This is a genomic window from Kitasatospora sp. NPDC092948, assembly GCF_044754805.1.
Lineage (GTDB): Bacteria > Actinomycetota > Actinomycetes > Streptomycetales > Streptomycetaceae > Kitasatospora.
Genome location: NZ_JBIVPU010000002.1, coordinates 551457 through 577310 on the forward strand (window position 1 = coordinate 551457; position 25854 = coordinate 577310).

Sequence of the window (25854 nt, forward strand, 5' to 3'; positions counted from 1 at the left end):
CGCGGTGGGCCCGTCGGCGGTGCGGGGGTCGGCCGGGTGGGTCTCTACGGCGTGCAGGCGGTTGGCCATGGGTTCTCCTCAGGCCGCCACGACGGGCGGCATCGCTTCGGTCAGGAATCGCCCGCAGAACCGGGCCAGCGGCCCGCCGTCCCGCAGGCCGGGAGGGGCGCCGCGTTCGGTGTCCAGGGCGAGGCCGGGCTCGGGGGCGAGCTCCCCGGCCAGGCGCAGGTGCAGGCCGCGGGCGACGTCCGCGGCGGTGAGGCCGGACGGCCCGGGGGTGCGGACCACGGCCCGCAGGTCGGCGAGCCGTATCCGGACGGCGGCGGCGACCCGGTCGGCGGCGGCCAGCGCGCGCAGTTCGGCGGGAACCACGAGCAGCCCGGTGTCGGCCTGTTCGAGGGCCTGGGCGGCCGCCGCGTCGAGGTGTCTGGGCAGGTCGAGGACGACCAGCCCGCCGCGTCTGCGGGCCGCGGCCAGGACGCTGCGCATGGCTTCGGCGGGGATGGTCAGGGTGTCGGAGCGGTCCCAGGACAGCGCGCTGAGCCGGTGCGGCTCGGGCAACGCCTTGGCCAGCTCGGCACCGCTGATCCGGCCGCGCGAGGCGGCCAGGTCGGGCCAGCGCAGGCCGCCGGTCTGTTCGGCGCCGAGCAGGACGTCGAGTCCGCCGCCGAGCGGATCGCCGTCGATCAGCATCGTGCGGTGCCCGGCGCGGGCGGCGCGAACCGCGAGCGCGCAGGCCAGCGTGGAGGCCCCGGCGCCGCCCCGTCCGCCGAGCACGGCGACGGTGAGCGCGGGTGGCCCCACGCCCTCGGTGGCGTCGGCGATCCGGTCGAGCAGCCAGGGCTGTGCGTCCGGCAGGAACAGCACGTGCTCCGCGCCGAGCCGGACGGCGCGCACCCAGATCTCGCCGTCGTCGAGGTCGAGCCCGAGCAGCAGCACGCCCGGCCGGCGGGGCAGGTCGGCGCACCGCTCGGCGAGGTCGTCGCCGACCAGGACCAGTGGGGCGCTCTCCCACAGCCGGGCGGGCGGTGGGGCGCCGCTGAGCAGCCGCGGTTCGGCGCCGGCGGCGGCGCACAGCCGGGTGAGCTGTTCGGCGAGGGTCTCGTCGGCGGTGAGGATCAGTGGCCCGGGCGGGGGCTCGGGGCCGGTGGCGTGCGGGTCGGTGACGAATGCGGACAAGGCGGGCCTCCGCGTGGTGCGGGATCGGTCTGACGACGCGTCGGACGCGGCGGCCCGGGCGGGTCGGCGCGGCGGCGCGGACACCACGGTGCGGGACGGCGCGGAATGCGTCAGCCGAGTTCGCAATGCCTGTGGATAACCCGGCCCTGTGGATAACCGGGCTCACTCGGACGGGGGCCAATACAGCTTGGAATTGACGCATCGGGTATACCGATATGACGCCCGATCCACTACGGAGAGTGACAAATGAGTGGGTGCGAAGAACCCTCGACAGCGGCCCGAAAACCGCCGGAGTGCCCCCATGAACCGCCCGTCACGCCACTCCCTGGAGGCCCAATTGCCTAGGGAAATGGCCCCGGACATGCGACGACCCCCGCCGGGGGGGGAGAGCGGGGGTCGTCTATCCACGGCCCGGCTCGGGGGGGAGGAGCCGGACCGGGTTAGCACGGTCGCGCGAACGATCCGTGACTTCCATGGTGTACCCGACCGCCCAGAAACACAAACCCGCACGCCCGCGGGTCCACCGAATGGCCGCCTGTTTTGCCGGTCCCTCTATCCTCGGTTCCCGTGGACACCACCGAGAACGCCGACTTCGCCGACCGCGGTGCCGACTCCGACGCACCGGACTCCACCGAGCCCGTGACGGACACCACAGCGCCCGCCCGACCCGGGTACGGCGTGCCGCGGACCGCCGCCTTCTTCGACCTCGACAAGACGATCATCGCCAAGTCCAGCGCCCTGGCCTTCAGCCGGCCGTTCTACCAGGGCGGCCTGATCAACCGTCGCTCGGTGGTGAAGAGCGCGTACGCCCAGTTCGTCTTCCTGGTCGGCGGCGCGGACCACGACCAGATGGAGAAGATGCGGGCCTACCTGTCGGCGCTCACCCGGGGCTGGAACGTCCAGCAGGTGCGGGAGATCGTCGCGGAGACCCTGCACGGCATGATCGACCCGATCATCTACGACGAGGCGGCCTCGCTGATCGAGCAGCACCACGCGGCCGGGCGGGACGTGGTGATCGTCAGCAGCTCCGGCTCCGAGGTGGTCGAGCCGATCGGCCAACTGCTGGGCGCCGACCACGTGATCGCCACCCGCCTGCACGTCGAGGACGGCCGCTACACGGGCGAGATCGAGTACTACGCGTACGCCGAGAACAAGGCCGCCGCGATCCGCGAGTTGGCCGAGCGGGAGGGCTACGACCTCGCCAACTGCTATGCGTACAGCGACTCCTCGACCGATCTGCCGATGCTGGAGACGGTCGGCCACCCGGCCGCGGTGAACCCGGACCGGGCGCTGCGCAAGGAGGCGGTGGCCCGCGAGTGGCCGGTGCTGGTGTTCAGCCGGCCGGTCGAACTGACGCGCAGGCTCCCGGAGTTCCATGCGCCCAGCCGTTCGGTGCTGGCCGCGGTGGCGGTCGGCGCGGCGGCGCTGACGGCCGGGGTGCTCTGGTACAGCGCGCGGCGGCGGCGTCCGACGGCCTGACCCCGCGACACCACCGGCGCGGGGGCGGAACGGTCCTGCGCCGGGCAGCGGTTCGCCAAATCGGACAAACCATGGGGGAACCCGTCAAAGCACCCCTTTTCGGGTTCCCCTTTCGGCTGATCTGCGGTAGAAATGGGTTAGGCCCGCGAGACCCGGTCAGGACCCAACAGGGTCGTTCCGACAACGCAGTTAAGGCCCCACGGACCAAACGCACGGACAATCGGGCACCCACATGCAGCCGACCCGCTGTCGGGCCGCCGCACCAGGCGATGGGCAACAGGACCCCGCCTGATGGGCATTGCACGGTGCATGCACTGGTAACCCGGTCCACCGTGCCAGCGGCGACGCCCGGAAGTCTCGGACGTCGCCGCAACCATGTCCCCCGAGCTGCCGCAACTGCACCGGGGAGTCGGCCGGTTCAGACCATGCCGCGCTGCATCGCCTCGCACACCGCGGTGCTCTCGCGGACGCCGAGGCCGAGCCCGGCGGCGCAGTGGGTCAGCCAGCGGGCCATGCCCTCGGGGGTGCCCTCCAGGTAGCCCAGCAGCGCCTGCCGGTAGGCGGCGGTGCCGAGTTCGGCGAGGCCGACCTCGGCGGGGCAGATCGCCTTCGGGTCGAGGCCCTCGGCGGTCAGCACGATCCGCTGGGCGGCGCGGGCGATCAGGCCGTTGTAGCTGCCGAAGGGGCGCAGCGCGAGCAGTTCGCCGTGCACCACGGCGGCCACCACCAGGGCGGGCGCGCCGCCGGTGGGACGGTCGGCGCGGGCGGCCAGCAGCCCGGCGAGCTGGTCGAGCCGGGCGGCCGCCTCCTCCGCGGGGGGCGGCGGCGGGAGTTCGCCGACCGGGCCGTCGGGCGATGCGCCCTCGGTGGCGGCGAGTTCGCGCGGGAACAGCGGTGCGGCGCTCTCGCCGGCGCGGCGCGGACGGCCGGCGGACGGGTCGGCGTCGCCGACGGCGAGCAGGTGGAGGCGGGCGAGCACCTGGAGCGGGGAGGTGCGCCAGATGCTGAGCAGCTGGCCGGCCTCGGCCGAGATGCGCAGCGCGGCGCCGATCGTCCGGGCGTCGGCGTCGGCTCCGAAGTCGGTGCGGCGGCGGACCTCCTCCAGGGGCCAGTCGACGCCTTCCAGGGCGGCGGAGGCGCGGGCGCCGCGCAGCGCGGACTCGGACGTCACCTCGCCCGCCCGGCGCCGCATCACGCGGTGGCCGTAGAGGCGGTCGACGTTCTTGCGCACCTCGGCGACGGCCTCGGGGACCCCGGCCAGCTGGGCCAGCGGGGCGAGCGGGTCTGTTCCTGTGGTCACCTACCCGAGAGTAATGAATCGGCGGGGCGACCGGGCGGCAACCCCCCGGGTCACCCTTTCGTGGCAATCCGCCCTTCCCCCATGTGCGCCACCCCAAACCACCGCTAGCATGAGCCGCAATCGGTGACGATAACGATTTCCAACAAGCGCGCCCGCAGGCGGCAGTGCCACCGCACCCCCGCACCCTCACGGCAGCGCGCGGCCCACAGCGCCGCAGCACTACAGAGCCACAGAGCTACAGCACTACAGAGCCACAGAGCCGGAGACTCAGATGAAGATCGCCTTCGTCGGCAAGGGCGGCAGCGGCAAGACCACCCTGTCGGCACTGTTCATCCGCCACCTGGCCGCCGCCGGCTGTCCGGTGGTCGCCGTGGATGCCGACATCAACCAACATCTGGGCCCGGCCCTCGGCCTGACGGACGCCCAGGCCGCGGCGCTGCCCTCGCTCGGCGCCCACCTGCCGGACATCAAGGAGTACCTGCGCGGCACCAACCCGTTGATCCGGTCCGCCGAGGAGATGATCAAGACCACCCCGCCCGGCCCCGGCTCCCGGCTGCTGCGGATCGTCGAGGAGAACCCGGTCTACACGGCCTGCGCCCGGCCGATCGCCCTGGACGAGGGCTCCGTGCGGCTGATGGCGACCGGCGCGTTCACCGAGGAGGACCTCGGGGTGGCCTGCTACCACTCCAAGGTCGGCGCGGTGGAGCTGCTGCTCAACCACCTGCTGGACGGCCCGGACGAGTACCTGGTCACCGACATGACGGCCGGCTCCGACTCGTTCGCCTCCGGCCTGTTCACCCGCTTCGACCTGACCTTCCTGATCGCCGAACCGACTCGCAAGGGCGTCTCGGTGTACCGCCAGTACAAGGAGTACGCCCAGGACTTCGACGTCCATCTGAGGGTGATCGGCAACAAGGTGCAGAGCGCGGACGACCTCGCCTTCCTGCGCCGCGAGGTCGGCGACGACCTGTACGCCGCGTTCGGGCACTCCGACTGGGTGCGACGCCTGGAGCGCGGGGACGAGCCGCCGCTGCGCGAGCTGGAGCCGACCAACCGCGAGGTGCTGGGCCGGATGCGGACCGCCGCGGACGCCGCCCTCCAGCTGCGCGACCCGGGCCGCTACAGCACCCAGGCGGTCCGCTTCCACCTGCGCAACGCCGAGAGTTGGGGCAACGCCAAGATCGGCTCCGACCTGGCCACCCAGGTGGCCCCGGACTACGTGCTGGGCGCCGAGCAGGCCCGGACCGCGGGGGTCTGAGCAGCGCGGCCCGCGGGGCCGGTCCACCCTGAGGGGCGGGCCGGCCCTGCGGCGTTTCCGGCGAATTCCCGGCCGGTTCGGGTACCACACGATGTGGTGAATAGCCCTTTTTGCGCTTCCACCGCTCGCTCACGTTGTGCAAAGGTTTCATTACTCTCGGTTTGCCAAATCTTGAACCCGGGTCGCCACTGGCCGTCGCCGCGCGCCCCGGGCCCGCGCGGCCACCCAACTGTCCGGCCGCCCCGCCACACCCGCTGCGACCCACGACAGCCGATCCGGCCGAGAGCTCACCACCGCACCCGACTGCGTTCGCAGCCCCCCGGAAGAAGACGGGAAGAGACATGACCCTCGACATCTCCAGCGCCCCCATCGCCTCCGACACCACCGACCACGCGCCGCCGACCGACCACGCGCCGCCGGCCGGCCTGGCCGAGCTGGCCGGGCGGCGGGTGCGCGCACTGCTGGCGCACGACCTGCCGGCCTCGCTCGCGGTGTTCCTGATCGCGGTGCCGTTCTCGCTCGGCATCGCGCTGGCCACCGGTGCGCCGCTGACGGCCGGTCTGGTCGCCGCCGCCGTGGGCGGGTTGGCGGCGGGCCTGCTCGGCGGCACCCACCTTCAGGTCAGCGGGCCCTCCGCCGCGCTCACCGTGGTCACCGCCGGGGTGATCGCCCAGTACGGCTGGCAGATCGCCTGCCTGGTGACGGTCGCCGCCGGTCTGCTGCAACTGCTGGTCGGCTCCCTGCGGGTGGCGCGCGCCGCGCTCGCGATCTCCCCCGCCGTGGTGCACGGCCTGCTGGCCGGGGTGGGCGTCACCGTCGCGATCGCCCAACTGCACGTCATCCTCGGCGGCTCGCCGCAGAGTTCGGCGCTGGCCGACCTGCGCTCGCTGCCCGCCGAGCTGGCCGGTCCGCACCCACCCGCGCTGGCGGTCGGCCTGCTCGCGCTCGCCGTGCTGTACGGCTGGCCGAAGCTCGACAGGCTGCCCGGCCCGGCCGGCCGGTTCGGCGCCCGGCTGGCCCGGCTGCCCGCCGCACTGGTCGCGGTCGCCGCCGCCACCACGCTCTCGCTGATCGCCGAACTGAGCCTGGCCCGGGTCGAACTCCCGCTCTGGGAACACCACCGGTTCTTCGCACCACCCTCGCCGGGCGTGCTGGCCGACCACTGGGCGGCACTGCTCGGCCTGGTGCTCACGGTCGCGGCGGTGGCCGGCGTGGAGTCCCTGCTGTCCTCCGTCGCCGTCGACCGGATGACCCGCCGCACCGGCGACCTGGATCGAGAGCTGCGCGCCCAGGGCGTGTCCAACCTGCTCTCCGGGCTGCTCGGCGGCCTCCCGGTGGCCGGCGGCGCGGTGCGGTCCACCGCCAACGTGCAGGCGGGGGCGGCCACCCGGGCGTCCGCCGTGCTGCACGGCTGCTGGGTGCTGGTCGCGGCCCTGCTGCTGACCGCCGGGCTGCGCCGGATCCCGCTGGCCGCGCTCGCCGCGCTGGTGCTGGTGGTCGGCGTGCAGATGGTGAGCTTCGCGCACATCCGCCGGGTGCACCGGCACCGCGAGTTCCCGGTCTACCTGGCCACCGTGCTCGGCGTGGTGCTGCTCGGCGTCCCGCTGGGTGTGGTCCTCGGCGGCTCGGTCGCGGTGCTGCTCGCCCTCTACCGGCTGACGCGCGCCCATGTCGAGGTGATCGTCGAGCCGGACGGCTCCCGCACCGTCCGGACCCACGGCCCGCTGACGTTCATGGCCGTCCCCGGGCTGAGCCGGGCGTTCGCCCGGATCCCGGCCGGCGCCCGGGTGACGGTCCGGCACGACGGCTCCTTCCTCGACCACGCCGCGTTCGAGGCGCTGCACGCCTGGCGTGCGGACCACCGGGCCACGGGGGCCCAGGTCTCGATGCTGACGGACCATCAGGCACAGGAGGTGCTCGATCCCGACGGCACCGTGCTGGTCGACGACGCCCCGGGGCCGCACCGTTGCAGCGCGTGGACGCCCTGGGTGGGCCACCACTGCATCGAGCAGAACGAGGACGATCCGCACGTCCGGCTGCTGCACGGGGTGCGCGGCTTCCAGCAGCACACCGCCCCGCTGGTCCGCCACGAGCTGGCCCGGCTGGCCCGCGACGGCCAGACGCCCTCGCAGCTCTTCCTCACCTGCGCGGACTCCCGGATGGTCACCAGCATGATCACCAGCTCCGGCCCGGGCGATCTGTTCACCGTCCGCAACGTCGGCAACCTGGTGCCCGCCCCGTACGAGCCGGGCGCGGCGGACGACTCGGTGGCCGCCGCGGTCCAGTACGCGGTGGAGGTGCTGGAGGTCTCCTCGATCACGATCTGCGGGCACTCCGGCTGCGGCGCGATGAAGGCCCTGCTGGACGGGGTGACGGAGCAGACCGGGCCGCCCACGGCGCTGGCCCGCTGGCTGCGCAACGGCCGCGGCTCGCTGGCCCGACTGCGCCGGGCCCCCGCGGAGTTCGAGGGCCGCGCGGCGGTGGACGAGGCCGAGCAGCTGTGCATCACCAACGTGGTGCAGCAGCTCGATCAGCTGATGGTCAATCCGGCCGTCGAGCGCCGGGTGGCGGACGGATCGCTGCGGCTGGTCGGGATGTACTTCGACTTCGCCGCCGCACAGGCCTATGTGATGGACGGTCGGTCCGGTCGATTCGCTCCGGTGCACGCGGAGCCCGCGCAGGAGTCGGAACCCGAGCTGGCCGCGTAGCGGGTCGACCGGTCGCCGATCGGCAGCCGTCGAATGTCACTCGTCGGCCGCCGGTCACCGTTCGCGGGACCGCCAACTGCCGGTCGTGAAGAAGGAGACAGGGGCGCGTGGAGGTATCTCCAGCGCCCCTGATTGTGCGTCAACCGCCGGTTCGGTGGTTGAGCAGGTTGGCCAGGTCCGCAGGGGTGACGTAACCGGGCCAGCGATGGTCGTCGAACAGGTGGACGCCGGCCTCCTGGTAGCACTGGTCGACGAGTTGCGAGCAGATCATGTGCTTGGTGGAGGCGACGTACTTGCGCAGCGGCGGGCCTGCCGGGAGGTGCAGGCGGTGGGCGCCGAGGGCGAGGTAGTCGGCGAAGGAGTAGGGGGTGCCGAGGTGGGAGTGGGCGGCGGCGGTGATGGCGGTGCGTTGGTCGTCGGTGAGCGGTATCCGGCCGGTGGACCAGAGCACGGGTTTTCCGTCGTACTCGCTGAGCGGGTGGAGCGCCGCGCCGCCCGGTTGGGCCTCGACCACGAGGCCGTCGCCGACGAGGACGAAGGCGTGTTCGTAGTCGGAGAATCCGTCGCCGTTGAGGAATTGGCCGATCCGGATCAGGCGGCCGGTGCTGCCGTCCATGCGGACGACGCCGAAGTCGCCGGGCCGGGGTGAGGTGTCGGTCATGCAGAACCCCCGTCACTGTCGCGTACGGTGATGGGTTGCGTACCGTCAGTGGAGTACCGGGGGCGGGGGTCGTCAAGGTGTTGGGCGGGATTGATCGGACCCGGGGGCGGGAAGGCGTCCGGGAGACCGGCCGAGCGGCACCGGAGGCGTCCACCTGGGGCGCAGCCTGCTGCCGATCAAAGGTCTACACCAATTTTCCGGAGCCTCTTGTCAACACGGCTCTTGGCCTGGTGAGCTGTGCGCTGGGACACACGGGACCATCCCTCCGCACGGGGTTCCCGGTATTTGAGACTCGATGAGGAGTGCGCGTTGAGCAACGAGAGCCTGGCCAACCTGCTCAAGGAGGAGCGGCGCTTCGCCCCGCCCGCGGAGCTCGCCGCCTCCGCCAACGTCACCGCCGACGCCTACGCCCAGGCCTCCGAGGACCGGCTGGCCTTCTGGGCCGAGCAGGCCCGCCGACTGAGCTGGGCGGTCGAGCCCACCGAGACCCTGGACTGGTCGAACCCGCCGTTCGCCAAGTGGTTCGCGGACGGCAAGCTCAACGTGGCGTACAACTGCGTCGACCGGCACGTCGAGGCGGGCAACGGCGACCGGGTCGCGATCCACTTCGAGGGCGAGCCGGGCGACAGCCGGGCGATCACCTACGCGCAGCTGAAGGACGAGGTCTCCAAGGCCGCCAACGCGCTGCTGGAGCTGGGCGTGGCCAAGGGCGACCGGGTCGCCGTCTACCTGCCGATGATCCCCGAGGCGGTGGTCTCGATGCTCGCCTGCGCCCGTATCGGCGCCGCCCACTCGGTGGTCTTCGGCGGGTTCTCGGCCGACGCGGTGGCCTCCCGCATCCAGGACGCCGACGCCAAGGTGGTGATCACCGCCGACGGCGGCTACCGCCGCGGCAAGCCGTCCGCGCTGAAGCCGGCCATCGACGAGGCGCTGACCAAGGTCGACGGCGTGGAGAAGGTCCTGGTCGTGCGCCGCACCGGCGAGGAGGTGGCCTGGACCGAGGGCCGCGACGTCTGGTGGCACGAGCTGGTCGACGGCCAGTCCGCCGAGCACACCCCCGAGGCGCACGACGCCGAGCAGCCGCTGTTCATCCTGTACACCTCGGGCACCACCGGCAAGCCCAAGGGCATCCTGCACACCTCGGGCGGCTACCTGACCCAGGCGAGCTACACCCACCACGCGGTGTTCGACCTGAAGCCGGAGACCGACGTCTACTGGTGCACCGCCGACATCGGCTGGGTCACCGGCCACTCGTACATCGTCTACGGGCCGCTCTCCAACGGCGCGACCCAGGTGATCTACGAGGGCACCCCGGACACCCCGCACCAGGGCCGGTTCTGGGAGATCGTGCAGAAGTACGGCGTCTCCATCCTCTACACGGCGCCCACCGCGATCCGTACCTTCATGAAGTGGGGCGACGACATCCCGGCCCGCTACGACCTGTCGAGCCTGCGGGTGCTGGGCTCGGTCGGCGAGCCGATCAACCCGGAGGCGTGGGTCTGGTACCGGGAGCACATCGGCGCCGGCAAGACCCCGATCGTCGACACCTGGTGGCAGACCGAGACCGGCGCGATGATGATCAGCCCGCTGCCGGGCGTCACCGAGACCAAGCCGGGCTCGGCCCAGCGCGCCCTGCCGGGCATCGCCGCCACCGTGGTGGACGACGAGGCCCGCGAGGTGCCCAACGGCTCCGGCGGCTACCTGGTGCTGACCGAGCCGTGGCCGTCCATGCTGCGCACCATCTGGGGCGACGACCAGCGCTACATCGACACCTACTGGTCGCGGTTCGAGGGCCGCTACTTCGCCGGCGACGGCGCCAAGAAGGACGAGGACGGCGACATCTGGCTGCTCGGCCGGGTGGACGACGTGATGCTGGTGTCCGGCCACAACATCTCGACCACCGAGGTCGAGTCGGCGCTGGTCGGCCACCCGGCGGTGGCCGAGTCCGCGGTGGTCGGCGCGAGCGACGCCACCACCGGCCAGGCGATCGTGGCGTTCGTGATCCTGCGCGGCACGGCGTCCGACAGCCCCGAGCTGGTCGCGGAGCTGCGCAACCACGTCGGCAGGACGCTCGGCCCGATCGCCAAGCCGAAGCAGATCAACGTGGTCTCCGAGCTGCCGAAGACCCGCTCCGGCAAGATCATGCGCCGCCTGCTGCGCGACATCGCCGAGGGCCGCGAGGTGGGCGACACCACCACGCTGGCCGACTCCTCGGTGATGAACCTGATCCAGTCCCAGCAGTCGGCCAACGGCTCCGAGGGCTGATCCACCGTCAGGCACCGGGCCGGGCCCGCTCCGTGAGACATCGGGGCGGGCCCGGCCCGTTGTCGTTCCTCGAAGGCCGAACGCTCATAAAGTAGGACAGAACGACATACCTCTTGCCGCGCCCCGTAGGATGGCAGGGAACCATCGAGGTTCTGAGGCGCGCCGGGAAGTCTGGTCGGCACTGCACCACCCGTGTGTCCGCATGCCGCCCGCCTCAGGAGGTCCCCCCGTGGCCAGCCCGTCCAACGAGCGCCGCCAGTTCCTCGGTCTGCTCCCGCTGCCCGAACGCCGTTTCCTCGCCGACGCACTGCGCACCGAGACGGTCGGCGGAATCCTGCTGCTGGGCGCCGCCGTCGCCGCGCTGCTCTGGGCCAACGTCTGGCCGCACGCCTACGAGACGGTCCGCGGGCTGACCTTCGGCCCGTCCGCGCCACTGCACCTGGACCTGCCGCTGGAGGCCTGGGCGCAGGACGGGCTGCTGACGATCTTCTTCTTCGTCGCGGGGATCGAGCTGAAACGCGAGTTCGTGGCCGGGGAGCTGCGCACCCCGAGCGCGGCGCTGCTGCCGGTGGTGGCGGCGGTGTGCGGAGTGGCGCTGCCGGCGGTGCTGTACACGGTGGTGAACGTGGTCGGCGACGGCCATCCGGCGGGCTGGGCGATCCCGACCGCCACCGACATCGCGTTCGCGCTGGGCGTGCTGGCCGTGGTGGGCAGCCACCTGCCGTCCGCGCTGCGGGCCTTCCTGCTGACCCTGGCGGTGGTGGACGACCTGATCGCGATCCTGATCATCGCGGTCTTCTACTCGACCGGGATCACCTTCTGGGCGCTGGGCGCGTCGCTGGCGGGGCTGGTGCTGTTCTGGTTCCTGCACCGGCGCGGGGTGGGTCGTTGGTGGCTGATGGTGCCGCTGGGCGTGGTGATCTGGGCGCTGATGCACGAGAGCGGCGTCCACGCGACGGTCGCCGGTGTGGCGATGGGCCTGATCCTGCGCTGCCACCGCGAGGAGGGCGAGGAGCACTCCCCCGGCGAGCACGTCGAGCACCTGGTGCGTCCGCTGTCGGCGGGTTTCGCGGTGCCGATGTTCGCGCTGTTCGCGGCGGGGGTGCCGGTGTCCGCGAAGGTGCTCGGCGAGGTGTTCACCGAGGCGGCGCCGCTGGGCATCGTGATCGGCCTGCTGATCGGCAAGTCGGTGGGCATCTTCGGCGGCACCTGGCTGGCCGCCCGCTACACCAGGGCTCGCCTGAACCCGCAGCTGACCTGGTCCGACATGTTCGCGCTGTCGACCGTGGCGGGCATCGGCTTCACGGTGTCGCTGCTGATCAGCGACCTGGCGTTCGTCGGCGACCCGCATCTGGCCGAGCTCTGCAAGGAGGCCGTCCTGGTGGGCTCGCTGACCTGCGCGGTGGTCGGCACCCTGCTGCTCAAGCGCCGCAACCGGTACTACCGGCAGCTGTGCGAGGACGAGGACCGCGACTCGGACGGCGACGGCATCCCCGATGTGTACCAACAACAGCGGTGACACGCCGTCCGCCGGGGACCCGGAGTGGTGCCCGACTCGCCGGTAGAGGCATGATGCTGAGCTGACACCCGTGCGTGACGCACCCTCAGTACGCCGCATCCAGCCAGCGAAGTGGAGACCGCCGATGGCCGCAGGAGCCACCAACCCGAACGGCGACGGCCGCATCCCGTACGAGGGTGAGCGCACCGTCGGCGAGCTGTTCGCCGCCGCCTCCGCCGAACTCTCCAGCCTGGTGCACGACGAGATCTCGCTGGCCAAGGCCGAGATCAAGGAGGACGTGTCGCGCGCCGGCAAGGCCGTCGTCGGCGGGGTGCTGGCCGCGGTGGTGCTGCTGGCGTCGCTGCCGATGTTCTCCTTCGGCTTCGCCTACGGCCTCCAGGCGCTGGGCATCACCGCCGGCTGGTCGTTCACCATCATCGGCGGCGCGTACGTGGTGATCGCGCTCGTGCTCGCCGGGTGGATCTGGTACCAGGCCAAGAAGATCCGGAAGCCGGAGCGCACCATCGCCGGCGCGCAGGCCACCGCGCAGGTGCTGAAGAACGCCAAGCCGCGGCCGGCCACCAAGGAGGAGATCGACCGGGCGCTGGGCCGGATCCAGTGATCGGCGGCCGGTAACGGTTTGCGTCCCGGTGTGAGTGCCGGGCAGGTACGGAGGACGCGGGTATGACAGGCTGCGGGTATGTCGTTGGACCAGAAGCCCGTGGATGAGCCCGCCCCCGTTCCCGTCCGGCCAGGCGCCGGGGAACCGTGGAGCGTCCGCTCGGCCGGGCCGTGGACGCACCGCGATCTGGCCGCGAACGGCGCGCGTTTCCACATCGCCGAGATCGGCGAGGGCCCGCTGGTGCTGCTGGTGCACGGCTGGCCCGAGTACTGGTGGGCGTGGCGGCAGCAGCTGACGGCGCTCGCCGAGGCGGGTTTCCGGGCGGTGGCGCTGGACCTGCGCGGGATGGGCGGCTCCGACCGCACTCCGCGTGGCTACGACCCCGGCAACCTGGCGCTGGACGTCACCGGTGTGATCCGTTCGCTGGGCGAGCGGCAGGCGCACCTGGTGGGGCACGGCACCGGCGGCACGCTGGCCTGGGTGGCGGCGGTGATGCGTCCCTCGGTGATCCGCAGCCTGACCGTGGTGTCGGCCGCGCACCCGCGGCACCTGCGGCGGGCGCTGCTCACCGACCGGAAGCAGATCGCGGCGTTCGAGCACGTGCTGGGCTTCCAGCGGCCGTGGATCCCGGAGCGCCGGCTGGTCGCCGACGACGGGGCGCTGGTCGGCGAGTACCTGCGGGCCTGGACCGGGCCGAACGTGCTGCCCGAGGAGGCGGTGGCGTCGTACCGCCGGGCGATCCAGGTGCCGAGCACCGCGCACTGCTCGATCGAGCCGTACCGCTGGCTGATGCGCTCGATGGCCAGGCCGGACGGCATCCAGTTCGCGCGCCGGATGAAGAAGCAGATCACCGCGCCGGTGCTGCACGTGCAGGGCGCGTCCGACCCGGTGCTGCTGTCGCGCACCGCGCTGGGGGCGGGCGAGTTCGTCGCCGCGCCGTACCGCTGGCGGCTGCTGCCGGGGGTGGGGCACTTCCCGCACGAGGAGGTGCCGGAGGAGTTCACGGCGGAGCTGATCGGGTGGGTCCGGCAGCACAAGGACGGCTGACCGTTCGACGCCAACCCCGGTGTGACTCCCGGGATTTGACGGTGTTCATATGACAAACGCATAAGCCAGTCGCACGGCGCGAAGCGGTTACTCCGGGCGGCCCAGGGGAATCCCTCCGGTATGACCTGGATGCCCGATCGAGAAGCCCAGCCGCGCCGAAGCCGCCGTGGCAGCAGCAGCTCGCAGCAGCACGCCCCGCAGCCGGAGTGGCCCTACCAGCCCACCGAGCGGACGCCGCGCAGCACGGGGTACCGGCTCGGCATTCCGAAGATCATCGGGCGGCGGGCGCGCTGGGTCGGCGCGAGGCTGCGCCGCGAGGGCTAGGCGCCCGGCGAGGGCGAAACGCAGTCGGGCGCGAAAGCAGGGGTGTGGGGAACTGCGCGACAAGCGCAGGTCACGTCCGCAAGGTCGCGATCACGTGCAAGTGATTGTCCTGCGTCGCGATCTTGCGGTGGGGTGCCTTCCGCTTCGCGCAGTTCCCCGCGCCCCTGTTTTCGCGCCCACCCGCTCGCGCGCGTCTCCCCGCGTCCCTGTCTTCGCGTCAGCGAGAGCTCAGCCGAGGACGGTCGGGGAGATCGCCGTGGACCAGAGCAGCAGGCCGAAGGTCGCCACCGTCATCACCGGGACCAGGATCTTGGTCTCCATGTCGTTGCCGGTGCGCTTGATCAGCACGATCTCGTAGCGCTGCTTGTGCGGCCACAGCAGCGGCGAGCCCTGCTTGGTCAGGCAGTCGCCCATCAGGTGCGCCAGGGTGCCCAGGGCCACCGCGTACGGCAGCCAGCCCGGGGCGTTGGGCAGCCAGGTGAGCATGCCGAAGGTGCCGAGCGCGGCCAGGCCGACCACGGTGATCCAGGCCCCCGCCCCGTGGCCCGGCGGGTGCAGGCGCAGCGCCTTGATCGCCATGGCGAGCAGGAAGAAGGTCAGGCCGATGGTGAAGTAGCGGCCCAGGAAGGTGATGCCGGCCCAGCTGCCGCCGCCCATCAGGGCCACGAACAGCAGCGAGTGGGTGGCGTGCCGGTGACCGCCGGAGGCCCAGGCGACGAAGCGGCACAGCATCTTGGAGATCGGGCCGAGGAAGTTGGCGATCGTCCCGTCGTGGTGGTCGAGGTCCGGCAGCAGCGCCGCGCCGGCGCACAGCACGGTGCCCATCAGCACGTCGGCCGGCGTCAGATGCATGCCCATCAGCGGTGGGACGAACGGCGCGGTGGCCGCGAACAGCAGCGCACCGCTGACCGCGTGCGAGTGACCCATCATGACGTCTGTCGAACCTCCCGTCGGGCTCCGCCGCGGGGCGGCCCGGCTGGGCCGTTCGGGTGAGCTCGGCCGACGCTACCAGGCGGTGCCGACGGGGCGTCAGAGAATGCTCGGCAGGCGGCGGGTCAGAGCGCGCAGCCCTCGGTGCCGACCCGGCCGGAGGCGGTGGCGCCCTGCGTGACGTCCTCCTTCACCTCGGCGGCGGTCAGCACGTAGCCGGTGTCGGAGCTGTCCAGCGACTTGGCGAACACCACGCCGTACACCTGGCCGTCCGGGGTGAGCAGCGGGCCGCCGCTGTTGCCCTGGCGGACCAGTGAGCGGATCGAGTAGACGTCGCGGACGACCTGGCCGCGGTGGTAGATGTCCGGGCCGTTGGCCTGGATGCGGCCGCGGATGCGGGCGGGCTGGACGTTGAAGGCGCCGTTCTCGGGGAAGCCCGCGACGATCGCCGAGTCGTTGGTGCGCGCCTCGCCGGCGAAGGTCAGTGGCGGGGCGTTCAGCCGTGGGACGTCCAGCACGGCGATGTCGCGCTGCCAGTCGTAGCGGACCACGGTGGCGTCGTAGAGCTGGCCGGTGCCGCCGATCTGCACGGTCGGCTCGTCGACGCCGCCGACCACGTGCGCGTTGGTCATCACCCGGTGCGGGGCGAACACGAAGCCGGAGCCCTCCAGGGTCTTGCCGCAGGAGGCGGCGGTGCCCAGCACCTTCACCAGCGAGCCCTTGGCCTTCTGCACGCCGGCGCTGCCCGCCAGCGCCGGGTCGGGCGGATCCACCTCGGTGATCGGCTCCTGCTCGAACGGGTTGAACACCTGCGGGAAGCCGTTGCGGGCGAGTTCCTTGCTGAAGTCGGAGAACCAGTTCGGGGCGTCGGACGGCAGCGCCGACTGCACCGAGCCGAGCACCTTGGAGGTGCGGACCTGCTTGGAGACCGTCGGCAGCGAGGTGCCCGCCAGCGCCGAACCGATCAGCCAGGCCACCAGCAGCATGGACAGCACGTTCACCAGGGAGCCGCCGATCGCGTCCAGGGTCTTGACCTTGGCGCGGCCGATCCGTCCGCGGAGCTTCCAGCCGAAGTGCGTGGTGATCGCCTGGCCGACCGCGGCGAGCACGATCACCACCACGACCGCCACCACCGAGGCGGTGGTGCCCTGGGAGAGATGACGCAGGAGCAGCGGGAGCAGCTGGACGGCGATCAGGCCGCCGCCGAGGAAACCCAGCACGGAGAGCACGCCGACCACGAATCCCTGCCGATAGCCGGAGACGGCGAAGCCCAGTGCGGCGGCGATCAGCAGCAGATCCAGGACGTTCACCCGGATACCCTCCCACGACCCACCGGGCGGGGGACAACGGCCGCCCGGTGTCGCCCGATCGGGTCAGCCCGGCGGGCAGCGCGCCCGGAATGGTTGCGACTGTCTGACCATCCGGACAGCTGACGAGGGATCAGGGAGTCGTGTCATGGAACAGCCCAGGTGGGACGTGCCGGTCGTGGACCGCAGCGAATTCCGGCCCGCCCTGGACCTTCCGCCGTCGGCCCGCCAGAACCGGCTCACCGTGCTGCTGCGCCTGCTGCTGCTGATCCCGCAGTTCGTCGTGCTGTGGGTGCTGTCGATCGTGGCCTTCGTGGTCGTGGTGATCGGCTGGTTCGGCGCGCTGTTCACCGGCCGGCTCCCCCGGTTCGCCGCCGAGTGGCTCTCCGGGTTCCTGGCGTACGACACCAGGGTCTACGGCGCGATGCTGCTGCTGGTCGACCGCTACCCGCCGTTCCGCTTCGCCGCGCCCGAGCACCCGGTGCGGATCGAGGTGCGACCCGGTGAGCCGCTGAACCGGCTCGCGGTGTTCTTCCGGCTGCTGCTGGTCGTCCCCGCCGCGATCGTCCAGGGCCTGCTGCAGGCCGGGTGGTGGACGGTGTCGGTGATCCACTGGCTGATCGTGCTGATCATGGGGCGGATGCCGCAGGCGCTGTTCGAGGCCACCGCCGCCGTGCTGCGCTACCGGATGCGGTTCCAGGCGTACCTGATGATGCTCACCTCCGCCTACCCCAAGGACGTGTTCGGCGACCCGTCGAACGCCGAGCCGAGCCGCTCCGCGACCCGGCCGCTGGTGCTGACCGGGGCCGCGAAGGCGCTGCTGGTGATCTATCTGGTGCTCGGGGCGGCCTCGTGGGCGGCGGGCTCGGCGAGCGACGAGTGGCACTCCGAGAACGACAACCCGTACACCGGGGACGTGGTCTCGACGCTCGCCCCGCTGCGCGTCGGACGCTGAGCGGCGGTCAGGAGCGGGGGCGCAGCGCCAGCGCCGCGGCCTCCTCGGAGAGTTCGACGGTGCGTCGGCTGTCCCAGGGCCGTTCCAGGCCGCTGAAGTGCAGGACCCGGTCGATCACCCCGGCCGTGAAGCCCCACACCAGCCGGCCGGCCACCTGGAAGGCCGGGCCGGTGTGCCCCGACGGGTGGCGCAGCCGGGCCCGGTTCGCCGGGTCGGTCAGCTCCGCCAGCGGGACCCGGAACACCGCGCCGGTCTCCGCCGGGTCCACCACCGCGACCGGAGACTCGCGCCGCCACCAGCCGAGCACCGGCGTCACCACGAAGCCGCTCACCGGGATGTACAGCGCGGGCAGCTGCGCGAACAGCTGCACGCCGGACGGGTCGAGCCCGGTCTCCTCGGCGGCCTCGCGCAGCGCCGCCGCGAGCGGGCCGGAGCCGGCCGGGTCGCCGTCCTCCGGGTCCAGCGCGCCGCCGGGGAAGGACGGCTGTCCGGCGTGCGAGCGCAGGCTGCGGGCCCGTTCGATCAGCAGCAGGTCGGGGCCGGCCGGGCCCTCGCCGAACAGCATCAGCACCGCCGACGGTCGGCCGCCCTCGGTGGGCGGCAGGAAGCGGCTCAGCTGCTCCGGCGCCGTCCGCTCGGCGGCGTCGCGCACCGGCAGCAGCCATCCGGGCAGGCCGTCGCGGAGCACTGCGGGTGTCGTCATGCCTGGTCTCCCACGTTCGTGCGGGCCGCCCGCACCGCGTCCGGGGCGGTGTCGGGCAGCGGGTGTCCGGCCGCGACCTCGGCGCGGGCCGCGGCCTCGCCCGGGAAGTCGGCCGGGGGCCGCAGGCGCTGGCCGGGCTGTCCGGCGAGCTCGTACTTGAGCAGCTTGCGGGCCTGCTCCGGGTCGGTCTCGCCGGTGCCGTACGACGGGCAGAGCGGTGCGATCGGGCAGGCCCCGCAGGCGGGCCTGCGGGCGTGGCAGACCCGGCGGCCGTGGAACACCACCCGGTGCGAGAGCATCGTCCACTCCGACTTCGGGAAGATCGCCGCGACGTCGGTCTCGACCTGGACCGGGTCCTCCGAGGTGGTCCAGCCGAAGCGGCGGGCCAGCCGTCCGAAGTGCGTGTCGACGGTGATGCCCGCGCCGCCGAACGCGTTGCCGATGACGACGTTGGCGGTCTTGCGGCCCACCCCGGGGAGGGTGACCAGGTCCTCCAGCTTGTGCGGCACCTCGCCGTCGAAGCGGTCGCGCAGCGCGATCGACAGGCCGATCAGCGACTTCGCCTTGGCCCGGAAGAAGCCCGTCGGGCGGACGATCTCCTCCAGTTCCTCGGGGACGGCCGCCGCGAGGTCCTCCGGCGTCGGGTACCGGGCGAACAGCGCCGGGGTGGTCTGATTGACCCTCAGGTCGGTGGTCTGCGCCGACAGCACGGTCGCCACCAGCAGCTGGAACGGCCCGTCGAAGTCCAGCTCCGGGTGCGCGTACGGGTACAGCTCCGCCAGCTCGCGGTTGATCTTCCGGGCCCGGCGCACCATCCCCAGGTGGGTCTCGGGCTTCTTCCGCCGCCCGGCCTTTGTGACCTTGCTCTCTGCCATGCACGAAGGCTACGCCGATCGGCCCCGGGCAACGGCGGACTGCCCGGCGTTCTCCGGGGAGAGCGCCGGGCGGCCGGGTTGACGGGGGATCAGGCGGCAGCCTCCACGGGTTCGGCGGCGGGGGCCGGGGTGCGCAGGGTCAGCAGCGAGGCGAGCGCGCCGAGCAGGGCCAGGGCGGCGGCGCCGAGGAAGGCGGCGGAGAAGCCGTGGGTCAGGGCGGCCGGGTCGCCGAGTTCGCGGGAGCCGTTGGCGGCGGCGACGGCGGTCATCGCGGCCAGGCCGAGGGCGGAACCCACCTGGTAGGAGGTGTTGACGATGCCGGAGGCGAGGCCGCCCTCGGCAGGGTTCGGGACGGCGAGCGCGGTGCCCAGCGAGGGGATGAAGGCGAGCGCCATGCCGACCGCGGCGAGCAGCGAGGCCGGCAGGACGTCGACCGCGAAGCTGCCGTCCGGGCGGGCCAGCGACAGCCAGTACATGCCGGCGGCGAGCGCGGCCAGGCCGGTGACGATCAGCGGCTTCGGGCCGAAGCGGGCGATCAGCCGGGGCGCCAGGACGATCATCATCAGCATGATCTCGGCGGTCATCGGCAGCAGCGCCGCGCCGGAGGCGAACGCCTTCAGGCCGAGCACCTGCTGCAGGTAGAGGTTGAGGAAGAACCACATCGGGATCCAGGCCGCCGCCATCAGCAGCTGCGCCAGGTTGGCGCCGGCCAGGTTGGGGCTGCGCCAGATGCCGAGGCACATCAGCGGCTCGCTGCGGCGGGACTGGACGCCGACGAACGCGGCGATCAGCAGCAGCCCGGCGGCCAGTACCAGCCAGGTCTGCGCGGAGCCCCAGCCGACCTCGGGGGCCCGGACGACGGCGAACACGGTGACGGCGAGACCGGCGGTGACGGTGATCGCGCCCAGCCAGTCGATCGATCCGCGGCGGGCCGCGGCGGCGGGCATCACGGACGGACTGGCGACGAGCACCAGCAGCGCCACCGGAAGGTTGATCCAGAACACCCACTCCCAACTGGCGTACTGGGTGATCAGGCCGCCGAGGAACACGCCCGCGGTGCCGCCGGCCGGGGCCGCCGCGCCGTACAGGGCGAACGCCCTGGGCAGTTCGGTGGGGCGGCCGCCGAACAGGGTCATCAGCAGGGTGAGCGCGGCCGGGGCGATCAGCGCCGAGCCGGCGCCCTGGGCGGCGCGGCCGACCAGTTCGACCCAGGCGGTGCCGGCCAGGCCGGCCACCAGCGAGCCGGCGGCGAGGACGGCCCAGCCGGTCGCGAAGACGCGCTTGGCGCCGAGCAGGTCGGACAGGCGTCCGCCGAGCAGCAGCAGGCCGCCGAACGCGACCACGTAGGCGTTGAACACCCAGGAGAGGTTCTCCTGCGAGAACCCGAGTGCCTCCTGCATCTTCGGCAGGGCCACGCCGATGATCGAGGTGTCCATGATGACCATGAACTGGGCGAGGGCGATCAGGGCGAGCGCCGTCCAGCGGCGCGGCGCGGGTGGTGCGCTGAGGTCGGACATGGCCGGGGGCTCCTTCGGGGGACATACCGGGAGGGGGTATGTGGACGACGTGGGTGTGCGCGGGGCTCCGCTCTGTGCGGGGGCGCCTGATCAGTGGTGGTGGGCCGGGGCCGAGGCCGGGGCCGGGGGCGGGGGCGGGGTGCGACCGACGGCGTGGCCGACTCCGTAGGCGGTGCCGAACGCGAGGGCGAGGCCGGAGGCGAAGGCAGCGACCTTGAGTGCGGTGTTCATGGCGGACTCCCTGGAGGGGGTGGGGGGCCTGGCGACACGAGGAGTAGATACCCCCCGGGGGTATGTGTCAAGCGTGGCGGGAGCGGGATTCGGCTCTCGCGGAGGGGTGGGCGGAGGAAAGGGCGAGGTCAGCGGGGTGGGAGATTTCCGGAACGGAGCGCGGCCCTGTGGAGCAGTGCGCAAGCGTGTGCAAGTCATTGAGAGAGACGCAGAGTTCAGGGCTTCGCCTCCCGCCGCGCGCAGTTCCCCGCGCCCCTGGCGCGCACGACACCCGCCGCCCACGGCGCAGCCAGGTGCAGGCCGCCGAGAGCAGCGCGAGGTTCGACTTCACCCCGCTTCGCGCCGCTCCCTGCACCCCCGAGCGCGCACGGCACCCACCGCCCACGGGCGCCGGCACGTGCAAGTCATTGAGAGAAGCGCGGAGTTCAGGGCTGCGCCTTCCGCTGCGCGCAGTTCCCCGCGCCCCTGGCGCGCGACACCTGCCACCCAGGGGCGCAAGCGCGTGCAAGTCACTGAGGGACGAGCGGGGTTCACGGCTTCACCTTCCGCAGCGCGCAGTTCCCCGCGCTCCTGGGCGCACGACACCCACCGCCCACGGCGCAGCCAGGTGCAGGCCGTCGAGGGCGGCGCGAGGTTCGGCTCCCTTCTGGTTCGCGCGGCTCCCCGCGCCTGGGGCGCGCAGGCGACCGGCCTGCGCTTTCTGGGCCTGCGGGTGGCGGTGTGCCGGCTTTCGGCTTGTGGTGGGGGCTTGCCGTGGATACCCCCTAGGGGTATAAAGGTGGTGCCGGGAGGGATACCCCCTCTGGGTATTGAGAACTTCAATGGAGGATCCCATGTCCTGCTGCTCCAGCGACGGCACCTGCTCCACCACCGTGACCGTCGACGCGCCGGCCGCTGTCACCACCGTGTTCGCCGTCTCCGGGATGACCTGCGGGCACTGTGAGCAGAGCGTCGGCAAGGCGATCAAGGCGCTCGACGGCGTCCGGGCCGTGCAGGTGGATGTGACGAGCGGGCTGGTCACCGTCGGTTCGGCGGGCCCGCTCGACGACGAGACGGTGCGCGTCGCCGTCGACGAGGCCGGCTACGAACTGACCGGCCGCGCCTGAGAACGAAGAGACCCGGCCGCCGGCCGGGGTGTTCGACACCACGAGGAGCCCCTGATGACCACCAAGGCAGCACCCGCCTCCACCGAGGTGGAACTCCGCATCGGCGGCATGACCTGTGCCTCCTGCGCCGCGCGGATCGAGAAGAAGCTCAACCGCATGGACGGCGTCCAGGCCAGCGTCAACTACGCCACCGAGAAGGCCAAGGTGGTCATCGACGGGCCCGTGGAGGTCTCCGATCTGATCGCCACCGTGGAGGCGACGGGTTACACGGCCGCCGTGCCGGAGCCCCCGGCGGCGGAGCAGGAGCAGGGCGGGGAGAAGGCCGACGAGCTGGCTCCGCTGCGGCAGCGGCTGATCACCGCGCTGGCGCTGGCCGTGCCGGTGATCGCGATGGCGATGGTGCCCGCGCTGCAGTTCGACAACTGGCAGTGGCTGTCGCTGACGCTGGCCGCGCCGGTGGTGACGTACGCGGCGTGGCCGTTCCACCGGGCCGCGTGGACCAACGCCCGGCACGGCGCCGCGACCATGGACACCCTGGTCTCGCTGGGCACCGGCGCCGCGTTCCTGTGGTCGGTGTGGGCGCTGTTCTTCGGCGACGCGGGCATGCCGGGCATGCGGCACGGCTTCGAGTTCACCATCGCCCGCTCCGACGGCGCTTCGAACATCTACCTGGAGGCGGCGGCCGGCGTCACCGCGTTCATCCTGGCCGGCCGGTACTTCGAGGCCCGGTCGAAGCGGACGGCGGGCGCGGCGCTGAAGGCGCTGCTGGAGCTGGGTTCGAAGGACGTGGCGGTGCTGCGGGACGGCCGCGAGGTGCGGCTGCCGATCGGGCAGCTGGCCGTCGGGGACCGGTTCGTGGTCCGTCCGGGCGAGAAGATCGCCACCGACGGCACGGTGGTCGAGGGCAGCTCCGCGGTGGACGCGTCGATGCTGACCGGCGAGTCGGTGCCGGTGGAGGTCGGCCCGGGCGACGCGGTGACCGGCGCGACCGTGAACGCCGGCGGCCGGCTGGTGGTCGAGGCCACCCGGGTCGGTGCGGACACCCAGCTGGCGCGGATGGCGAAGCTGGTCGAGGACGCGCAGAACGGCAAGGCCGCCGCGCAGCGCCTCGCCGACCGGATCTCCGGCGTGTTCGTGCCGGTCGTGATCACCTTGGCGCTGGCCACCCTGGGCTACTGGCTGGGCACCGGCGAGGGCTGGACCGCCGCCTTCACCGCGGCCGTCGCGGTGCTGATCATCGCCTGCCCCTGCGCCCTGGGCCTGGCCACTCCGACCGCGCTGCTGGTCGGCACCGGCCGCGGCGCCCAGCTGGGCATCCTGATCAAGGGCCCCGAGGTGCTGGAGAACACCCGCAAGGTCGACACCGTCGTGCTGGACAAGACCGGCACCGTGACCACCGGCCGGATGACCCTGGTCGGCGTGCACACCGCCCCGGGCACCACCGAGGACGAGGCCCTGCGGCTGGCCGGCGCACTGGAGCACGCCTCCGAGCACCCGATCGCCCAGGCCGTGGCGACCGCCGCGCAGGAGAGGTTCGGCGAGCTGGAGCCGGTCGAGGGCTTCGAGAACGTTCCGGGGCTCGGCGTGCAGGGCGTGGTCGACGGCCACGCGGTGGTCGCCGGACGGGAGGCGCTGCTGGCCGACTGGGCGCAGCACCTGCCGGTGGAGTTGCTGGCTGCCAAGGCCGCGGCCGAGCGGGCCGGTCGGACCGCGATCGCGGTCGGCTGGGACGGTGCGGCGCGGGCCGTGCTGGAGGTCGCGGACGCGGTGAAGCCGACCAGCGCGGCAGCGATCGCCGAGCTGCGGGCACTGGGCCTGCGCCCCGTCCTGCTGACCGGTGACAACCGGACGGTCGCGGAGTCGGTGGCGGCCGAGGTCGGCATCCCCGCCGAGGACGTGATCGCCGAAGTGCTGCCGGAGGACAAGGTCGCCACCGTACGGCGGCTCCAGGCCGAGGGCCGGACGGTCGCGATGGTCGGCGACGGCGTCAACGACGCCGCGGCCCTCGCCCAGGCCGACCTGGGCCTGGCCATCGGCACCGGCACCGACGCCGCCATCGAGGCCGCCGACCTGACCCTGGTGCGCGGCGACCTCCGCTCGGCGGCGGACGCGATCCGGCTGTCCCGCCGGACCCTCGCCACCATCAAGGGCAACCTGTTCTGGGCCTTCGCCTACAACGTGGCCGCCCTGCCCCTGGCCGCCACCGGCCTGCTCAACCCGATGATCGCCGGAGCCGCCATGGCTTTCTCCTCGGTCTTCGTGGTCGGCAACAGCCTGCGGCTGCGGACCTTCAAGGCCCGCTGAGCCGCACGGAGCAGCCCGGCCCGGGAGCCTCCCGGGCCGGGCTGCCGCATGCGGGCAACCGGTCAGTTTCCGAGAAGCCGGGGCGGTGGAGGCGTTCCTACGATGAGGAACGTCAGCGAGGCAGCGGAACGGGAGAGCCGGTCATGGCGGAGAAGCACGAGGGTTTCACGGCGGACGAGCGCGCGGCGATGAAGGAGCGCGCCAAGGAGCTGAAGGCGGAGTCGAAGCGGGCGTCGGCCGCCGCGAAGGCCGCCGAGGCGGAGCGGGACCTGCTGGAGAAGATCGCCGAGATGCCGCCCGAGGACCGGGTGCTGGCGGAGCGCTTCCACGCGATCGTCACCGAGGTCGCGCCGGAGCTGGCCCCGAAGACCTGGTACGGGATGCCCGCGTACAACAACAGGGACGGCAAGCCGGTGTGCTTCTTCCAGAGCGCCGCCAAGTTCAAGTCCCGGTACGCGACCATCGGCTTCAGCGACCACGCGCGGCTCGACGACGGCGACATGTGGCCGGTGTACTACGCGATCGCCGACCTGGGCGAGGCCGAGTCGGCGCGCATCGCGGAGCTGGTGAAGCGCGCCGTCGGCTGAACGGGCGTCAGGAGTAGGCGCGCAGGGTGAGCAGGGCGGCGAGGGTGACGCCCGGGCGGGCCTCGTGCTCGGTGGACTCGGACCAGCGGGCCCAGTTGATCGGCCAGCCGCCGTCGGGGAGTTGGGCGGACAGCAGGTGGACCAGGCCGCGTTCGATCTCGGCGTCGGAGAACCAGGCGCGGGCCAGGCTGTCCGGGCGGGGCGCGAAGTCGTGCGGCAGGTGGTACTCGCGGGGCGCGTACCCGGGGGCGATCCGGACCTGCTCCGGGTGGGCCGGGTCCAGTAGCACCAGTTGCTGACGGTGCACCAGTTCGCCGAGGCGGGCGGCCTGTTCGGCGGCCCAGGCGCGGTCCGGAGAGGCGTCCAGGAAGCCGACGGCGGTGAACACCTCGTACGGGTGAGTGGTGTCGATCGCCTCGACGGCGCGGCGGCAGAACTCCTGCGCGCCCGTCAGCCACGGGTGTTGGACGCCGTGGCGCAGCAGCGGGGCGACGATCTGGCCGGTGGAGAGCAGCTCGGCCGGCGGCTCGTCGGCGATCGGCAGGAACGGCGGGTGCGGGTAGCGGCGCAGGCTGGGCAGCACGGCGGGCACGCCGCCGTCCGGGGTGGCCAGCGTGGCGGCCCAGTCGCAGAGTTCGGATCCGCGCGGGCCTGCCAGTGCGTCGGCCTCGCCGAGGATGCGGGCGGCGGCGCCGGCGGCCAGCGGTTGGGCGGCGGGGCCGCGGACGTCGGGTTCCAGGCCGTACGCCCAGCCGCCGTCCGGGGTGCGGTAGGCGTCCAGGGCGGCGAGGACGCCCGCCGGGTCGGGGGCGTCGAACAGGTGGGTGAAGCGCCGCTGTTCCAGGACCCGGCCCGCGGTCCACAGGTAGTCGGCGGCGCGCTCGATCGTGCTGTCGTCGATCCATGCCATGTCCCGACCGTAGGCGGTGCCGGCGGGTTCCGGGCGGTGTCGGTGACGTGGCGCGGAGAAGTTTCCCCGGGGACCGATGAGTTCCGGC

At 72.7% G+C, this 25854-nt stretch carries 22 protein-coding genes; 12 read left to right on the top strand and 10 right to left on the bottom strand.

All coding sequences use genetic code 11. The annotated features are described in order from the left end of the window. Window positions 1-78: 78 nt before the first annotated feature. The gene (gene ssd, locus ACIQF6_RS07250; RefSeq protein ID WP_400891163.1) at window positions 79-1179 is read right to left on the bottom strand and encodes a septum site-determining protein Ssd; all 1101 of its coding nucleotides are present in this window, start codon (window positions 1177-1179) and stop codon (window positions 79-81) included. A gap of 639 nt (window positions 1180-1818) precedes the next feature. Here ssd and ACIQF6_RS07255 point away from each other — a divergent pair. After that, window positions 1819-2658 (top strand): HAD family hydrolase, encoded by an 840-nt coding sequence (locus ACIQF6_RS07255; RefSeq protein WP_400892177.1) that lies wholly within the window; start codon window positions 1819-1821, stop codon window positions 2656-2658. Between the two features lie 418 nt (window positions 2659-3076). Here the strand turns inward: ACIQF6_RS07255 and ACIQF6_RS07260 are convergent, their stop codons facing one another. Beyond that, window positions 3077-3958 carry an oxidoreductase gene (locus ACIQF6_RS07260; protein WP_400891165.1) on the bottom strand — a complete coding sequence of 294 codons (882 nt, stop codon included), beginning with the start codon at window positions 3956-3958 and terminating at the stop codon, window positions 3077-3079. Window positions 3959-4229: 271 nt separating this feature from the next. On the opposite strand from ACIQF6_RS07260, the gene ACIQF6_RS07265 reads away from it, so the two are divergent. After that, window positions 4230-5216, top strand: coding sequence for an ATP-binding protein (locus ACIQF6_RS07265; protein ID WP_400891167.1), 987 nt, complete (start codon window positions 4230-4232; stop codon window positions 5214-5216). 341 nt (window positions 5217-5557) lie between these two features. Beyond that, window positions 5558-7924, top strand: coding sequence for a SulP family inorganic anion transporter (locus ACIQF6_RS07270; protein WP_400891169.1), 2367 nt, complete (start codon window positions 5558-5560; stop codon window positions 7922-7924). A gap of 139 nt (window positions 7925-8063) precedes the next feature. Here ACIQF6_RS07270 and ACIQF6_RS07275 read toward each other — a convergent pair whose 3' ends face one another. Further along, complete coding sequence (locus tag ACIQF6_RS07275) at window positions 8064-8585, bottom strand: hypothetical protein (RefSeq protein ID WP_400891171.1); 522 nt, start codon at window positions 8583-8585, stop codon at window positions 8064-8066. A 309-nt stretch (window positions 8586-8894) separates the two neighbouring features. On the opposite strand from ACIQF6_RS07275, the gene acs reads away from it, so the two are divergent. From acs to ACIQF6_RS07300, 5 genes are all read left to right on the top strand, one after another. Next, window positions 8895-10850 (top strand): acetate--CoA ligase, encoded by a 1956-nt coding sequence (acs, locus tag ACIQF6_RS07280; protein WP_400891174.1) that lies wholly within the window; start codon window positions 8895-8897, stop codon window positions 10848-10850. Window positions 10851-11079: 229 nt separating this feature from the next. Then, on the top strand, window positions 11080-12369 hold the full coding sequence (gene nhaA, locus ACIQF6_RS07285; protein WP_400891177.1) for a Na+/H+ antiporter NhaA: 1290 nt from the start codon (window positions 11080-11082) through the stop codon (window positions 12367-12369). 124 nt (window positions 12370-12493) lie between these two features. Beyond that, window positions 12494-12970 carry a phage holin family protein gene (locus ACIQF6_RS07290; RefSeq protein ID WP_400891179.1) on the top strand — a complete coding sequence of 159 codons (477 nt, stop codon included), beginning with the start codon at window positions 12494-12496 and terminating at the stop codon, window positions 12968-12970. 99 nt (window positions 12971-13069) lie between these two features. Then, window positions 13070-14017 carry an alpha/beta fold hydrolase gene (locus tag ACIQF6_RS07295; protein WP_400892179.1) on the top strand — a complete coding sequence of 316 codons (948 nt, stop codon included), beginning with the start codon at window positions 13070-13072 and terminating at the stop codon, window positions 14015-14017. 129 nt (window positions 14018-14146) lie between these two features. Continuing rightward, window positions 14147-14341, top strand: a complete 195-nt coding sequence (locus tag ACIQF6_RS07300) for a hypothetical protein (protein WP_400891182.1) — start codon at window positions 14147-14149, stop codon at window positions 14339-14341. Window positions 14342-14569: 228 nt separating this feature from the next. On the opposite strand, the gene ACIQF6_RS07305 is transcribed toward ACIQF6_RS07300, so the two are convergent. After that, window positions 14570-15271, bottom strand: coding sequence for a metal-dependent hydrolase (locus ACIQF6_RS07305; protein WP_400891185.1), 702 nt, complete (start codon window positions 15269-15271; stop codon window positions 14570-14572). A 125-nt stretch (window positions 15272-15396) separates the two neighbouring features. Continuing rightward, window positions 15397-16581 (bottom strand): MarP family serine protease, encoded by a 1185-nt coding sequence (locus tag ACIQF6_RS07310; RefSeq protein WP_400891187.1) that lies wholly within the window; start codon window positions 16579-16581, stop codon window positions 15397-15399. Window positions 16582-16726: 145 nt separating this feature from the next. Between ACIQF6_RS07310 and ACIQF6_RS07315 the strand changes: the two genes are divergently transcribed. Further along, window positions 16727-17533 (top strand): DUF4389 domain-containing protein, encoded by an 807-nt coding sequence (locus ACIQF6_RS07315; RefSeq protein WP_400891190.1) that lies wholly within the window; start codon window positions 16727-16729, stop codon window positions 17531-17533. 7 nt (window positions 17534-17540) lie between these two features. Here ACIQF6_RS07315 and ACIQF6_RS07320 read toward each other — a convergent pair whose 3' ends face one another. The 4 genes from ACIQF6_RS07320 to ACIQF6_RS07335 form a co-directional block, all read right to left on the bottom strand. Beyond that, complete coding sequence (locus tag ACIQF6_RS07320) at window positions 17541-18236, bottom strand: NUDIX hydrolase (protein WP_400891192.1); 696 nt, start codon at window positions 18234-18236, stop codon at window positions 17541-17543. Then, entirely contained in the window at window positions 18233-19111 is an 879-nt protein-coding gene (gene nth, locus ACIQF6_RS07325) for an endonuclease III (RefSeq protein ID WP_400891195.1), read from the bottom strand. Before nth ends, ACIQF6_RS07320 begins: the two co-directional genes overlap by 4 nt. 89 nt (window positions 19112-19200) lie before the next feature. Then, window positions 19201-20628 (bottom strand): MFS transporter, encoded by a 1428-nt coding sequence (locus tag ACIQF6_RS07330; protein WP_400891197.1) that lies wholly within the window; start codon window positions 20626-20628, stop codon window positions 19201-19203. 90 nt (window positions 20629-20718) lie between these two features. Continuing rightward, on the bottom strand, window positions 20719-20859 hold the full coding sequence (locus tag ACIQF6_RS07335; protein ID WP_400891199.1) for a hypothetical protein: 141 nt from the start codon (window positions 20857-20859) through the stop codon (window positions 20719-20721). Window positions 20860-21680: 821 nt separating this feature from the next. Between ACIQF6_RS07335 and ACIQF6_RS07340 the strand changes: the two genes are divergently transcribed. From ACIQF6_RS07340 to ACIQF6_RS07350, 3 genes are all read left to right on the top strand, one after another. Continuing rightward, window positions 21681-21965, top strand: coding sequence for a heavy-metal-associated domain-containing protein (locus ACIQF6_RS07340; protein ID WP_400891201.1), 285 nt, complete (start codon window positions 21681-21683; stop codon window positions 21963-21965). 54 nt (window positions 21966-22019) lie between these two features. Next, complete coding sequence (locus tag ACIQF6_RS07345; RefSeq protein WP_400891203.1) at window positions 22020-24269, top strand: heavy metal translocating P-type ATPase; 2250 nt, start codon at window positions 22020-22022, stop codon at window positions 24267-24269. A gap of 143 nt (window positions 24270-24412) precedes the next feature. Then, a complete protein-coding gene (locus ACIQF6_RS07350) occupies window positions 24413-24856 on the top strand; it encodes an iron chaperone (RefSeq protein WP_400891206.1) in 444 nt (147 codons plus the stop codon). A 7-nt stretch (window positions 24857-24863) separates the two neighbouring features. Here ACIQF6_RS07350 and ACIQF6_RS07355 read toward each other — a convergent pair whose 3' ends face one another. After that, entirely contained in the window at window positions 24864-25766 is a 903-nt protein-coding gene (locus tag ACIQF6_RS07355) for a hypothetical protein (protein ID WP_400891208.1), read from the bottom strand. Window positions 25767-25854 lie beyond the last annotated feature (88 nt).